Here is a 14,762-nt window from a genome sequence, read left to right as displayed (position 1 = left end):
AGTGCGTCTCATTAACTCAATGCGCTACATATTGGCGCTAGTGGGAAGGAGAGCATTGTGCACTGTTTTAATGTGGAACTGGGGGAGCGCAGTTACCCCATTGTCATTGGGTCCAAGTTATTAGCCGACTCACAATATTTACTGCCCTATTTACGTGGGCGCCAGATCTGTGTGGTTACAAATGAGACAGTGGCTCCCCTGTATTTGTCCCGCTTACTGGATGGGCTCTCTGACTTTGATAAGGTTGATGTTGTCGAACTACCCGACGGGGAAGCCTTCAAGACTTTGGATACCGTCAATCGAATTTTTGACGCTCTATTGGAACAGCGTCACAACCGCACGACTACGCTAATTGCCCTAGGGGGTGGTGTTGTGGGAGATATGTGTGGATTTGCCGCTGCCTGTTATCAGCGCGGCGTCGATTTTATTCAGGTGCCCACTACACTCCTTGCCCAGGTGGACTCCTCTGTGGGAGGTAAGACTGGCGTCAATCACCCGCTAGGTAAAAACATGATTGGGGCTTTTTACCAGCCCCGGCTAGTACTTGCCGATATGGATACATTGACGACTCTGCCAGATCGTGAATTCTCAGCAGGTATTGCTGAAGTAATCAAGTATGGCCTGATCTGTGATGCACCATTTTTCCACTGGATAGAGACCAATATCGATGCACTCTTATCGCGAGATCCCAAGGCTTTGGCTTATGCCGTGGATCGTTGTTGTCGTGATAAGGCAGAGGTTGTGGCTAGTGATGAGCGTGAGGCAGGCCGCCGCGCCATATTAAACTTTGGTCATACCTTTGGACATGCAATTGAGACTGTGCAGGGCTACGGGCGTTGGTTGCATGGTGAGGCGGTGGCCGCAGGAATGGTGATGGCCCTGGAGCTCTCGCATTTACTGGGAGACGTGGACAGTGAATTGGTTCAGCGTGTTCGTCAGCTGCTGCAAAAAGCCCAGTTGCCGCAGCAGTCTCCCGCGGATATGAGTGTCGATGATTTTCTGCAGGCTATGCAGTTAGACAAGAAAGTGCTGGATGGCAAGTTGCGTTTGGTATTGCTGAGATCTTTGGGGGACGCAAAAGTTGTCGATGATACGCCTCAGGAAAAAGTTATAGATGCGCTAAGGAACTGTGGTGCCAGGTGACAGGGGATTCGCGAACTGCGCTTATTAGAGAGTACGATCACTTAAAACCAAGTTGACAGGAAATAAATCTGCCTTATTTTTGTTTGGCAGTTAAAAAAACTGTGAATTATTGAAAATGTAGTGGTAAGCAAGTAATATTGCGCGCCCCCCGGAAATAATGGCGGGGCAAAATAACCGCCAATAAGAACAATAAAGAAAGCCCCATTAGAGGGCTTTTTTTATCTCGGGATCTTTTACTTAGGGACCGCAGGAGAGCGTAGCGCGAGCGTTAAGCCATTTTTGCCCATATCAGGCCGCTATCGGCAGTGCCTGTGGTCCCCCAATCGATAGTGACGAGGAATTCTATGGGTAGCAGTCTGTATCAGTTGGATGAGTTTAAGGACAACTGTGGTTTTGGTCTGATCGCTCATTTACAGGGTGTGGCGAGCCATAAGTTAGTACAGACGGCCATTGAGTCCCTCACCTGTATGACCCACCGCGGCGGTATTGCCGCCGATGGTAAAACTGGCGATGGCTGCGGTTTGCTGCTGCAGAAGCCCGATAAATTCCTGCGCGAGGAAGCGCTAAAGTTGTTCGGTCTGGAACTCACTGAGGCCTATGCCGTAGGTTCGGTGATGTTGCCTCTGGATGACGGTGAGGCGCAGAGCGCTCGCCAAATCTTTGAGTCTGAGCTGCAGGCGCAAGGAATGCGGATTGTTGGTTGGCGCACAGTGCCCACTAACCCCGAGTGTCTTGGCCCCATCGCCAGGGACTGCCAACCTCGCTTCGAACAACTGCTGATCAATGATGCCGAAGAGCCACTGGGGGAAGCCCGTTTTAATGCTCGGCTGTATGTGGCCCGGCGCAAGGCTGAGTTGCAGCTGAGTGGTGATGTTTATATCGCCAGCCTTTCTACTAGTGTGCTCTCCTACAAAGGGCTGATGATCCCGGCGGATCTGCCGAAATTCTTCCCCGAGTTGGCGGATCCGCGCCTGGAAACCGCTATCTGTGTTTTCCACCAGCGCTTCTCTACCAATACCATGCCGCGCTGGCCTCTGGCCCAGCCTTTCCGCCTGCTGGCGCACAATGGTGAAATTAATACCATTACCGGCAACCGCAATTGGTCGGTGGCACGCACCAACAAATTTGTTACCGAGCTGATTCCCGAGCTGAATGCGCTGGTACCGCTGGTGAACCGCGAGGGCTCCGACTCCTCCAGTTTGGATAATATGTTGGAGATGTTGTTGGCGGGTGGTATGGAGCTACACCGTGCGGTGCGCATGCTAGTGCCGCCTGCCTGGCAAAATGTTGAGGGCATGGATGCAGATCTGCGCGCTTTCTATGAATACATCTCCATGCATATGGAGCCCTGGGATGGCCCCGCCGGCTTGGTGATGACCGATGGCCGTCACGCGGTATGTACTCTCGACCGCAACGGCCTGCGCCCGTCCCGCTGGGTGATTACCAAAGACGATATTATTACCGTGGCTTCGGAAGTCGGTGTTTATAACTATGCACCGGAAGATGTAGTAGCTAAAGGGCGTCTCGGGCCCGGGCAGATGCTTTCTGTGGATACCCAGAAAGGCAAGCTGTACCACACTGCCGATATCGACAATATGCTCAAGCGCGCCCAGCCTTATAAACGCTGGCTGAAAGAGAAGGCGCGCCGTATTCGCTCCACCTTAGTGACTGCGCCGGTTGACAATAATTTTTCCCACCAACAGTTTAAGGTCTACCAGAAACTGTTCAGTTCCTCTCTGGAGGAGCGCGATAAGGTAGTGCGTCCGATGGCGGAAGCCGGCCAGGAAGCGGTGGGTTCCATGGGCGACGATACGCCGATGGCGGTGCTGTCCCGCTACAACCGCTCGCTCTACGATTACTTCCGCCAGCAGTTTGCCCAAGTGACCAATCCGCCTATAGACCCGCTGCGGGAAACGGTGGTGATGTCCCTGGAAACCTGCTTGGGCCGTGAAAAATCCGTGTTTGAGGAGACGCCAGAGCACGCCGACCGCGTGATTCTGTCCTCGCCGGTGCTCTCCCATATGAAATACACCGCGTTACTGTCGCTGGATCGCCCCGGCTTCGACGCGGAGATTTTCGACCTGAACTACGATCCGGCAAATCTGGATCTTCATAGTGCAATTGAACGTCTGTGTGCCAAGGTAGAGGCTTCTGTTCGTGCCGGCACCGTGATTGTGGTGCTGTCCGACCGCGATATTCGCCAGGGCCATCTGCCCATAGATGCGCTGCTCGCCACCGGGGCCGTGCACCATCATTTGGTGCATGCGGGCCTGCGCTGTGATTCCAATGTGGTGGTGGATACCGCCAGTGCACGGGATGCGCACCAGCTCGCCTGCCTGGTAGGTGTGGGAGCGACGGCAGTACATCCCTATTTCTCCTACAGCATTATCAATCACCTGATCGACAGGGGGGAGCTGCTGTTGGATGCGGCGGAAGCGCAGAAGAATTACCGCAACGGTATTATCAAGGGCCTGTTGAAGATCCTGTCAAAAATGGGTATCTCCACGGTAGCCTCTTACCGCGGTGCGCTGTTGTTTGAGTTGGTCGGTCTTTCCAAAGAGGTGGTGGACCTGTGTTTCCCCGGTGCACCCACTCGTATCGAAGGCGCCGGCTTTGCCGAGTTGCAGGCAGATATGGCCGCGCGTGCGGATATCGCCTGGAAAGCGCGTAAGCCGGTGTCCCCCGGCGGGCTGCACAAATATGTGCATGGCACCGAATACCATACTTTTAACCCGGATGTGGTGACGGCCCTGCGCCGAGCGGCCAGTACTGGGGATTACTCTGCTTGGCGTGATTACTCGGAACTGGTCAACCAGCGCCCAGTGGCAACCTTGCGGGATATGCTGGCCTTCAAGGAAAACCTCGAGCCTGTGCCATTGGAGGAAGTGGAGCCGGTCGAGCAGATTGTGCGTCGCTTTGACTCCGCAGCTATGTCCCTGGGCGCTCTATCTCCCGAGGCGCACGAATCTCTGGCTCAGGCCATGAACCGCCTGGGTGGACGCTCCAACAGCGGAGAGGGCGGTGAAGATCCGGCCCGTTTTGGCACCGACAAAGTCTCCAAAATCAAACAGATCGCCTCCGGCCGTTTCGGCGTGACGCCGCACTATCTGGTCAATGCCGAAGTGCTGCAGATCAAGGTGGCTCAGGGCGCTAAGCCCGGTGAGGGTGGTCAGTTGCCCGGCGGCAAGGTGAATGACCTGATTGCTCGGCTGCGCTACTCGGTGCCCGGTGTCACCCTGATTTCACCGCCACCGCACCACGATATCTACTCCATCGAGGATCTGGCCCAGCTGATCTACGACCTCAAACAGGTTAACCCGGATGCACTGGTATCCGTGAAGCTGGTGTCCCGTCCAGGAGTTGGCACTATCGCCGCCGGCGTGGCCAAGGCTTATGCGGATTTAATTACCATTTCCGGCTATGACGGCGGTACTGCAGCGAGCCCGATCACCTCTATTCGCTATGCTGGTTCACCTTGGGAATTGGGTCTGGCGGAAACACACCAGACCCTGCGAGCCAACGACTTGCGTGGCAAAGTTCGGGTGCAGACGGATGGGGGCCTTAAAACTGGCTTGGATGTAGTCAAGGCGGCAATTCTCGGTGCGGAGAGCTTCGGCTTTGGTACTGCGCCAATGGTCGCGATTGGCTGTAAATACCTACGCATCTGTCACCTGAATAACTGTGCCACGGGTATCGCGACCCAGCGCAAGAACTTGCGCGATGCGCATTATATCGGCACCGCAGAAATGGCGATGAACTTCTTCCGCTTTGTTGCAGAGGAAACCCGCGAATGGATGGCGAGCATTGGTGTGCGCACCATGGAAGAGCTGGTCGGCCGTGTAGACCTACTTCGCATCCTTGAGGGAGAAACCAACAAGCAGAAGAAACTGGATCTGTCGCCGCTGTTACATACCGATGCACTACTCGACAGCAAACCGCAAACCTGCCAGCAGGCCAAGAACGAGCCCTGGGATAAGGGCGAGTTGGCTGAACGCATGGTGGAAGAAATCCTACCCGCCATTGAGAACCTGACTGGGGGTGAATTCAGCTTTGAGGTGACCAACTGCGATCGCTCTCTGGGGGCACGTCTTTCTGGCGAGATCGCCAAACGCCATGGCAATCAGGGCATGGTGGAGACGCCAATAAAACTCAACCTCAATGGGGTTGCCGGGCAGTCTTTCGGCGTATGGAACGCCGGGGGGCTCGAGATGTATCTCGAAGGGGATGCCAACGATTATGTCGGTAAGGGCATGGCCGGCGGCAAGTTGGTTATTCGCCCGCCTGAGGGCAGTGAGTTTGCTTCCCAAGACACCAGCATCGTCGGTAATACCTGCCTGTACGGTGCTACTGGCGGTAAGTTATTTGCCGCTGGCCGCGCCGGGGAGCGCTTTGCTGTGCGCAATTCTGGCGCCTTCGCCGTAGTGGAAGGGGCCGGCGATCATTGCTGTGAATACATGACCGGTGGAATGGTCGCGGTGCTAGGGCGCACCGGCTACAACTTTGGTGCCGGTATGACCGGCGGTTTTGCCTATGTGCTGGATCTGGAGCGCGATTTCTTCGACCGCTGCAATCATGAGTTGATCGAGCTGCGTCGTATCAGTAGTGAAATTCTCGAGCCGCACCAGAGTCACCTGCGCGAGGTGATTGAAACCTATGTCGCGGAGACCGGCAGCGCCTGGGGTGAAGAGCTGCTGGATAACTTCGACGATTACCTGAGCCGATTCTGGCTGGTGAAACCCAAGGCAGCCAGCCTTGCGGATCTTCTTTCTGACGTGCGCAAGCGCGGCGAATAAGGCTGGGGTGGAGAGACAGTATGAAAGACAGACTGAACAACGATTTCCAGTTTATCGACGTGGCCCGTATAGATCCGCCGAAGAAAGATATCATCGCGCGTACCAGTGAATTTGTGGAGATTTACCAGCCATCCAGTGAAAACCAGGTGGCGAGCCAAGCACACCGCTGCCTGGACTGCGGCAACCCCTACTGTGAGTGGAAGTGCCCGGTGCACAACTATATTCCCAACTGGCTGAAATTAATCAGCGAGGGTAATGTGATCGAGGCGGCGGAACTCTGCCACGAGACCAACACCCTGCCGGAAGTTTGCGGGCGCGTTTGTCCCCAGGACCGCCTGTGCGAGGGCGCCTGTACCCTCAACGACGGTTTCGGCGCTGTGACCATCGGCAATGCTGAAAAGTACATCACTGATACCGCCTTTGCCCTGGGTTGGCGTCCGGATCTCAGCCATGTGGAAAAGACAGGCAAAAAAGTCGCGATTGTGGGCGCGGGCCCAGCCGGACTGGGCTGCGCCGATATCCTGATACGCAACGGCGTACAGCCGGTGGTCTTCGACAAGCATCCGGAGATCGGCGGCCTGATCACTTTCGGTATTCCGGAATTCAAGTTGGAAAAATCGGTGATGGAAAAGCGCCGCGAGGTGTTTGTTGAGATGGGGGTGGAGTTCTGTCTCAATACTGAGGTGGGCAAGGACATCAGTTTCGAGCAGTTGCTCAATGACTATGATGCCGTATTCCTGGGGATGGGTACCTACAACTACATGAAGGGCGGCTTCCCTGGTGAGGACTTGCCCGGCGTGCACGATGCTTTGCCGTTCTTAGTGGCCAACGTCAATCGCAATATGGGTTGGGAGAAGGACCCTGCGGAATTTGTCTCGGTGGAAGGTAAGCGTGTAGTGGTGCTGGGTGGCGGTGATACCGCCATGGACTGTAACCGCAGCTCTATTCGACTGGGGGCCAAGAGCGTGACCTGTGCCTATCGTCGCGATGAGGAAAATATGCCAGGCTCCCGCCGCGAAGTGGTCAATGCCAGAGAAGAAGGGGTGCAGTTCCTGTTTAACCGCCAGCCGGTAGAAATTGTTGGCGACGGCAAGGTCTCTGGAGTGAAAGTAGTCACTACCGAGTTGGGTGAGCCCGATGAAAATGGACGTCGCCGTCCGCAGGTGGTGCCCGGTTCCGAAGAAGTCATCCCGGCAGATATTGTGCTGGTCGCCTTCGGTTTCCGCCCGAGCCCGGCGGAATGGTTTGCCGAGCACAGCATCGAAGTAGCAGACTGGGGGGGGGTCGTTGCCCCGGAAGAACAGAAATACAAGTTCCAGACCTCCAACGAGAAGGTCTTTGCCGGTGGCGATATGGTGCGCGGTTCTGACTTGGTGGTAACAGCTATTTGGGAAGGGCGCCAGGCCGGTGAGGGTATTCTCGATTATCTGGACATCTGATTTCCCCGGTTGCTGACGGGAGGCTTTAAGCCTCCCATTTTTATATCTTTGTAGGTCGGCACCAGCCATCAACCTGCCTGGGTGATATTTTTGCCACGCTGTATCTAGTGGCCCCGCCCCCTGTACAATGGCCGTTTTTTTAGCCCGCTCGGTGTACCTATGTCTGATACCAAACCGTCCGAATTGAAAAACGACCGCTTTCTCCGCGCTCTGCTGCGCCAGCCCGTGGATCGAACACCAGTGTGGATGATGCGCCAGGCGGGTCGCTACCTACCCGAGTACCGCGCCAGCCGCGCCGAGGCTGGGAGCTTTATGGATCTATGCCGTAATACCGAATTGGCGTGCGAGGTCACCCTGCAGCCGTTGGAACGCTACCCACTCGATGCGGCGATTTTATTCTCCGATATCCTCACCATCCCAGATGCTATGGGCCTTGGGCTCTATTTTGCCGAGGGCGAGGGCCCCAAATTCCATAAGCCGCTGCGCACTGCCGCTGATATTGAGGCATTGGAAGTGGTGAACAGCGAACGGGATCTGGACTATGTGATGAACGCTGTGTCCACCATTCGCCGCGAGCTAAATGGTCTTGTGCCGTTGATCGGTTTTTCCGGCAGCCCCTGGACCCTGGCCACTTACATGATTGAGGGCGGCTCCAGCAAGGACTTTGCCCGCAGCAAGGAAATGCTCTACAACAGCCCCGAGCTGATGCACCAGCTGCTGACCGTACTCGCCGATTCGGTGACCGACTACCTGAATGCACAGATTCGCGCCGGTGCCCAGGCGGTACAAATTTTTGATACCTGGGGCGGCGCCTTGAGTCACGGCGCCTACCGCGAGTTCTCCCTGCAATATATGCAGCGTATTCTCAGCGGTCTGATCAAAGAAGCCGATGGCCGCCGGGTGCCCGCTATCCTGTTCACCAAAGGGGGTGGTCAGTGGTTGGAAGCGATGGCGGATACCGGTGCTGATGCTCTCGGGCTCGATTGGACCACTGATATCGGCAGTGCCCGTGCCCGTGTTGGGGATCGCGTTGCCCTGCAGGGTAATCTGGATCCTTCCGTACTCTACGCCAATCCTGAACGCATCCGCCAAGAAGTGGAAGCTGTGCTGCATTCCTACGGCCAGGGTAGTGGCCATGTTTTCAACCTTGGCCACGGTATTACTCCGAAAGTAGATCCGGCCCATGCCGGCGCCATGATCGAGGCAGTGGTAGAGCTTTCCGCAAAATATCACGTCTAACTGTGGCAACTAGTGTCTGAGTCTGTGAATGCAGTCTCACTTTGTATAGGTGCTCGCCAATATCTGTCCGTGATATAAATGTGCGCTTGCCCGAGGGGGCCCGGATTTAGAAACGGGGCCCTTGCTGAGGGCGGTCTCCAAGCATTTACTACAGTGGTCGGTACCTCCCCAAGTGGCACTCGAACAGGCAAAAATTTCCGTCGGTGATCTCCAGCGCGGCATGTTTGTGTCTAGGCTAGACAAACCCTGGACACAGACTCCATTTGCCCTGCAGGGCTTTTATATCCGCGATTTGGAGGAGATTCGCCAACTACAGAAGTACTGCCGTTTTGTTTATGTCGATGTACACAAGACCGTAGGCAGTGCCGGTGTTACCTTGCGCCGTTTGATCGGCGCTAGTGGTGCAAGTGCTAAAGGGCATGGCCGAGCCGCCGTGCGCGTCACCATTCCCTGCCGCCCCGTTGCGGTCTCTCACAAGACTTACCCCCCCCCTCAGCCCGCCCAGCGCGAGGCAGGCAATGCGCGCAAGTTGCACGGCCAGATATTGCGCGGCATGGGTGAAGTTATGGGGTTGGTAGCGAGCAATCGACCACTGCCGGTGCCACAGATGAACCGGGTGGTAGAGGATCTGGTTGAGAGTGTGCTGCGCAGCCCGGATGCTTTCGCCTGGTTGGCGCGAGTGCGAGACAGGGATGAACATACTTACAGTCACTCGGTACGCGCCAGTATTTGGGCGGTGCTGTTTGGCCGGCATATCGGCTTGGCGCGACATGAGTTGTTGCAGCTGGGGGTGGCCACCCTGTTAAAGGATGTGGGCAAGTTATCGATTCCCGCAGAAGTGCTGCAGATGCCCAAGCGAGACCCGCGCAGCGAGCTGGAGTATCGTAAATTTGTGCAACACAGCGTGCAGATGCTATCGGCAGATGCCCAGGTCGACCCCCAGGTGATTGATATTGTGCGCGGTCATCGCGAGCGCCACGACGGTGGTGGTTATCCAGGTGGCTTGCGCGGTGACAAGATTCCCGTATTGGCGCGCATGTGCGGCATCGTTACTTTTTATGATGAAGCGACGAACCCCCGCGGCGCCAGCCAGCCCATAGCGCCTTCAAAGGCCGTGGCCGAACTCTATGACCTGCGTGGCATCGCCTACCAGGAACAGCTGGTCGTCGAATTTATTCAGGCGATAGGACTCTACCCCACCGGTACCCAGGTAGAGCTCTCCAGTGGCGAAGTGGGTGTAGTGGTGGAGCAGACCTACGACCGGCGTTTGCGGCCCAAGGTGATGATTGTGCTGGATGCGCACAAGCGCCAGCTGAGTAAACCGCGCCTGTTTGACCTGGCGGCTGCCGAGGATCGTGCAGAAAAGCTGATTGAGCGTGGCAAGATGCGCCCGGAGGAAAAGATCAGCATAGTGCGGGATATAGAGCCAGGGGCTTATCCGGAGGTGAATACCTCGGCGGTGCGAGACGATTACCTTTTCAATAGTGGTGGGCAGCTGTCCCGCTTTTTCTCGCGCCTGGCGAGATAGTTTATTCCCGGGGGAAGCCTTGAGAGCGGCGTAACTTACCGCTCTCCCGAAGAATCAGCCGGCGTCAGCTATCATGCTGCCGAAATACTCACCCATACGCACAGGGGTTTCCGCCTCAAGGCTGTCCAGCCAGCGCACTTGATCCGCCCCAAACAACATGATGACTGTGGAGCCCAATTTAAAGCGCCCCATCTCCTCGCCTTTTCGCAGGTGAATCGGTGCATTCTCAAGATAGTTGGTGGTGCGCACATCGCGAGTATGGGGCGCCACCTGGCCCGCCCAAACAGTCTCGATTCCGGCAACGATCATGGCACCAACCAAAATCATGGCCATGGGTCCGGCTTCAGTATCGAATACACACACCAGGCGCTCGTTGCGGGCGAACAGGCGCGGTACGTTTTCGGCGGTTACGGTGTTGACCGAGAATAGCTGGCCCGGCACATAAGTCATGCTGCGCAGTGTGCCGTCGATAGGCATATGTACCCGGTGGTAATCCTTGGGTGACAGGTACACTGTGGCGAAGTGGCCATCGTCAAACTGGGCCGCCAATTCCGGATCACCACCCACCAATTCCAGCAAGCTGTAGTCGTGCCCCTTGGCCTGGAACACACGGCCATTGTGGATAGCACCGAGCTGACTGATGGCACCATCTGCGGGACAGGCCAGGCTACCCTCGCTACTGACAATCGGGCGTGCGCCCTCTTTGAGTTCACGGGTAAAAAAGTCGTTGAAAGTACGATAGGCGGTGCAATCGGTCTCTTTGGCCTCCTGCATATCGACACCGTACTTTTCGACAAACCAGCGGGTGAAAGGGTCTTTGATCGACTTGATTTCGGTGTTCGCCAGCCAGCCCGCAGCGCGGGAAAGAGCGTGTTGCGGAGTCAGGTATTGCAGGGTGGTAAAGAGTTTTGGATTCATACGGGTACAACGTTTTCCGGTAATACTTAATGTTCGACGGGCGTATTGGGCAGGTTGCCCCACTCACTCCAGGAGCCTGGGTAGGCGCGAATATCAAAACCCAGGGACTTACCCACCAACCAGGTAAAACCAGAGCGGTGATGACTTTGGCAGTGGGTGACGATTTTATGTGCTTCATTGATGCCAAGCTTGGCGAGTAGCTCACGCGCATCGGTGCGGATACGCAGGTCGCGCTGAGGGTCCATCAGCTGGGTCCATTCGCAGTTGATTGCGCCGGGAATATGACCGCCCTTGGTAGCCAAGACCCTTTCTCCACTGTACTCCTGGGGGGAACGGGCATCCCAAACGAGGAAGTCGGGGTTGCCAAGATGCTCCTGGATCTCTCGGGCACTCATGGCAGCATCGGTATCGATCGAGACTTCGATATCGCTTGGGGTAACCTGTGGTTCTTCAGTGGTCAGTGGTAACCCGGCACCGCGCCAAGCGTGCATACCACCGTTTAAGTAGCTGTAATTGCGGTGGCCAATACTCTCCAGGGTCCACAGGAGGCGTCCGGCCCAGCCGCCGCCTTCATCATCACAGGCCACTACATGGGTTTCCGGGCGCAGGCCAATAGCGCGAAAAACTCGGGTCAGCTGCTCGGAGCTGGGGAGTTTACCCGGCGCAGGGGCAGTACCCGCCATCAGTGCTTGAAATGGTAGGTGCAGGGCGCCGGGGATGTGTCCGTTCAAGTAATTTTGCAGGGAGCTGAGGTCGACAACCAATAGCTCTTCATGCTCCAGCTCGGCGGCGAGCTCTTCCGCCTCAATAATCAGGTTCAAAATTTATTCTCCGATTCCAGGCTGTTGCGCAGGTGTAAAAAACTGTTCATACGGCGCTCACTGATGTCGCCGTTGGCCAGTGCCTCGTGAATGGCACAGCCGGGTTCGCCCTGATGGTTGCAGTCGCGAAAGCGGCAGTGGCCGATAAAGGGGCGGAATTCCACAAACCCTTCCAGTAGCGCGGCCTCCTCCATATGCCAGAGACCAAACTCGCGGATGCCGGGAGAGTCTATCAGATCGCCTCCGCTGGGCAGGTGAAACAGTTCCGCTGCGGTGGTGGTGTGGGTGCCCTTCAGGGTTGCCTCGGACAGGGCGCCGGTACGGGCGCCGGCACTCGGTAGCAGGGCGTTGACCAGTGAAGATTTGCCCACGCCGGACTGCCCGACAAAGACGCTGCTGCCCTTGGCCAGGGTCTCGAGTAGGTGTGGCAGGCCCTCGCCGGTTTTAGTGGAAAGGCGCAGTACTGGGTAGCCGAGGTCGGGGTAGGGGGCCAGTAGGGTATCCAGTGCCTGGCGGTTGCCATCGTCGATCAGGTCGATCTTGTTCAGCAGCAGGATTGGCGCTATACCGGTGGTCTCTGCGGCGACCAGGTAGCGGTCGATGGCATTAGCGAAGGGCTCCGGGTAGGGGGCTATAACAATCACAATGCGATCGATATTGGCTGCTACGGTTTTCAGGTCGCCGTAGCGATCAGGGCGCTGCAGCTCTGTGTTGCGCGGCAACCGCGCACCCACAACTCCATAGCCGCCATCACTATCACTAGTGGCGGGACGCCAGGCGACGCGATCGCCGGTTACCAGGGTATCGATATTGGCACGCATGTGGCAGCGCTGGCGCAGGGAAGCATCGCTCTCACTTTCCACCAAAATTTGGGTGCCATAGTTGGCGATGACAAGACCGGTCTGTTCCTGGCCCAGTTGACCGTCGTCCAGAGCTTGTTCTGCGGACTCTTCGCGCTTGCGCGCGCGGGCCTCGCGCTCCTGCTGGATCTTGGCGACGCGCCACTGTTGGCGGCGGTTTAATTTGCGTTTACTCATGCACTGGCACCTGGAGATTAGCGGCGGATTATAGCCATTGCCGGGTAGTTGCGGTAACTTGCGCGGAAAGTTTGAGGAGACCCGCTGTGGATCAGAACAACCTGATCTGGATAGATCTGGAGATGACCGGCCTCGATCCGGAAAAAGAGCGCATTATCGAAATCGCCACCATTGTGACCGATTCGCGGCTGAATGTGCTCGCCGAAGGCCCGGCGATGGTGATTCACCAGAGCAAAGCCCTGCTGGATGCCATGGATGACTGGAATACCGAGCAACACGGCGGTTCTGGTTTGGTGGCAAAGGTAAAGGAGTCGAATATATCCGAGCGGGAAGCGGAGCGAGAGACCCTGGAGTTCCTGCGCCACTGGGTGCCGGAGGGTGCCTCGCCCATGTGTGGTAACTCTATCGGTCAGGACCGTCGCTTCTTGGTCAAATATATGCCGCAGCTGGAATCTTACTTCCACTACCGCAATCTGGATGTGAGTTCGGTGAAAGAGCTGGCCAGGCGCTGGCGTCCGGATGTGTTGGATGGGGTGAAAAAACACAGCAGCCATTTGGCTCTAGACGACATTCGCGATTCCATCGAAGAGTTGCGTCACTACCGCGAGACCTTCTTTCGCCTCAGTTAAGCTTCCGACTTAGCGGAGCACTCGGCCGATTAGAGCCTCTTTTCTGCTGTCCCGACTCTTTTCTGCGTCTCGATAAGGGGCTCAGGTTACGCGTTTGATCTTGCGTTTGCGTTTGCGTCCACTGCGTAGCCGCGCCAGGGCCCAATCGATATGCTCCAGCACCAGAGGCGTGGCCGTTTGCCGCGATTGTTCCAGGCTTTCGAATACCTCCTCGCTGGCCGCGCCATTGCCGAGCGCCACCGCCAGGTTGCGCTGCCAGCGCTCATAGCCGATACGGCGGATTGGCGAGCCCTCGGTCTTGCGCAAAAACTCCTCCTCGCTCCAGTTGAACAGCGCCAGCAGCTCGCCGTTGTCGAGGCCGTGGCGCGGGTGGAAATCCTGCTCTGCGGTGGGTTTGGCGAACTTGTTCCAGGGGCAGATTGTCTGGCAATCGTCGCAGCCGAAAACCCGGTTGCCGATTGGCTCGCGGAATTCTTCCGGAATCGGCCCCTTGTTTTCGATGGTTAGGTAAGAGATACAGCGCCCGGCATCTAAGGTGCGCGGGCCGATAAAGGCATCGGTTGGGCAGACTTTAAGGCAGGCCACGCAATCGCCGCACTCGTCAGCAAAATCTCCCTCATCGACAGGCAAGGGCAGATTGGTATAGATCTCGCCGAGGAAGAAAAAAGAGCCAGCTTTGGAATTGATCAGCAGGCAGTTCTTGCCGACCCAGCCGAGGCCGGCCTTGCGCGCCAGAGCGCGTTCCATTACCGGTGCGCTGTCGGTAAAGGCGCGACCCTTGGAATCGATACCCTGTTCGGCACAGAAGGCATCGATCTTCTTGGCCAGGCTGGCCAGGCGCTTGCGAATCAGCTTGTGGTAGTCGCGACCATTGGCGTAACGGGAGACATAGGCCTTACTGGAATCCTTGAGCACTTTGATCGGCTGGGTATCCGGTGGCAGGTAGTCCAGGCGCACACTGATGGCGCGCACGGTTCCCTCTTCCAGTAGTGCCGGGCGCCAGCGCTTTTCCCCGTGGGCGCCCATCCACTCCATATCCGCGTGGTAGCCCTTATCGATCCAAGCGCGCAGGCGCTCACCGTCCTCCTCCAGCTGGCAGTCGGTGATACCAACTTGCTGGAAGCCCAGCTCCCGTCCCCAGAGTTTGATAAGGTCGGCTAATTCGGCGAGCAGTGATTCGGTCATAGATAAAGCGGCTCGATATCCCATGCAAGC

At 56.8% G+C, this 14,762-nt stretch carries 10 protein-coding genes; 6 read left to right on the top strand and 4 right to left on the bottom strand.

Translation table 11 applies throughout. The features are described from left to right. The first annotated feature begins 57 nt into the window (after positions 1–57). The 5 genes from aroB (at position 58) to ACJJH9_RS18835 (ending at position 10,142) form a co-directional block, all read left to right on the top strand. Complete coding sequence (gene aroB / locus ACJJH9_RS18855; RefSeq protein WP_444923670.1) at positions 58–1,143, top strand: 3-dehydroquinate synthase; 1,086 nt, start codon at positions 58–60, stop codon at positions 1,141–1,143. A 344-nt stretch (positions 1,144–1,487) separates the two neighbouring features. Beyond that, on the top strand, positions 1,488–5,936 hold the full coding sequence (gene gltB / locus ACJJH9_RS18850; RefSeq protein WP_444923669.1) for a glutamate synthase large subunit: 4,449 nt from the start codon (positions 1,488–1,490) through the stop codon (positions 5,934–5,936). Positions 5,937–5,956: 20 nt separating this feature from the next. Further along, positions 5,957–7,375, top strand: coding sequence for a glutamate synthase small subunit GltD family protein (locus tag ACJJH9_RS18845; protein WP_444903651.1), 1,419 nt, complete (start codon positions 5,957–5,959; stop codon positions 7,373–7,375). 159 nt (positions 7,376–7,534) lie between these two features. Further along, entirely contained in the window at positions 7,535–8,614 is a 1,080-nt protein-coding gene (hemE, locus tag ACJJH9_RS18840; protein WP_444923668.1) for a uroporphyrinogen decarboxylase, read from the top strand. Between the two features lie 172 nt (positions 8,615–8,786). Next, the gene (locus ACJJH9_RS18835; protein WP_444923667.1) at positions 8,787–10,142 is read left to right on the top strand and encodes a cyclic di-GMP phosphodiesterase; all 1,356 of its coding nucleotides are present in this window, start codon (positions 8,787–8,789) and stop codon (positions 10,140–10,142) included. A gap of 54 nt (positions 10,143–10,196) precedes the next feature. Here ACJJH9_RS18835 and asd read toward each other — a convergent pair whose 3' ends face one another. The 3 genes from asd to rsgA are packed head-to-tail and all read right to left on the bottom strand — an operon-like array spanning position 10,197 to position 12,918. Beyond that, positions 10,197–11,060 carry an archaetidylserine decarboxylase gene (gene asd, locus ACJJH9_RS18830; protein ID WP_444923666.1) on the bottom strand — a complete coding sequence of 288 codons (864 nt, stop codon included), beginning with the start codon at positions 11,058–11,060 and terminating at the stop codon, positions 10,197–10,199. Positions 11,061–11,086: 26 nt separating this feature from the next. Next, the gene (locus ACJJH9_RS18825; RefSeq protein ID WP_444923665.1) at positions 11,087–11,881 is read right to left on the bottom strand and encodes a sulfurtransferase; all 795 of its coding nucleotides are present in this window, start codon (positions 11,879–11,881) and stop codon (positions 11,087–11,089) included. Beyond that, positions 11,878–12,918, bottom strand: a complete 1,041-nt coding sequence (rsgA, locus tag ACJJH9_RS18820) for a small ribosomal subunit biogenesis GTPase RsgA (RefSeq protein WP_444908516.1) — start codon at positions 12,916–12,918, stop codon at positions 11,878–11,880. The genes ACJJH9_RS18825 and rsgA overlap by 4 nt, the downstream gene beginning before the upstream one ends. Before the next feature lie 86 nt (positions 12,919–13,004). On the opposite strand from rsgA, the gene orn reads away from it, so the two are divergent. After that, positions 13,005–13,547 (top strand): oligoribonuclease, encoded by a 543-nt coding sequence (gene orn, locus ACJJH9_RS18815; RefSeq protein ID WP_444883459.1) that lies wholly within the window; start codon positions 13,005–13,007, stop codon positions 13,545–13,547. 81 nt (positions 13,548–13,628) lie between these two features. Here the strand turns inward: orn and queG are convergent, their stop codons facing one another. Then, positions 13,629–14,732: a tRNA epoxyqueuosine(34) reductase QueG gene (gene queG, locus ACJJH9_RS18810; RefSeq protein ID WP_252084201.1), complete on the bottom strand. Its 1,104-nt coding sequence runs from the start codon at positions 14,730–14,732 to the stop codon at positions 13,629–13,631. Between the last annotated feature and the right edge of the window lie 30 nt (positions 14,733–14,762).

This window comes from Microbulbifer mixtoriginis (SeqCode), assembly GCF_052466715.1.
The sequence above is the reverse complement of the archived record's forward strand: the minus strand, read 5'-3'. Positions and strand labels throughout refer to the sequence as shown.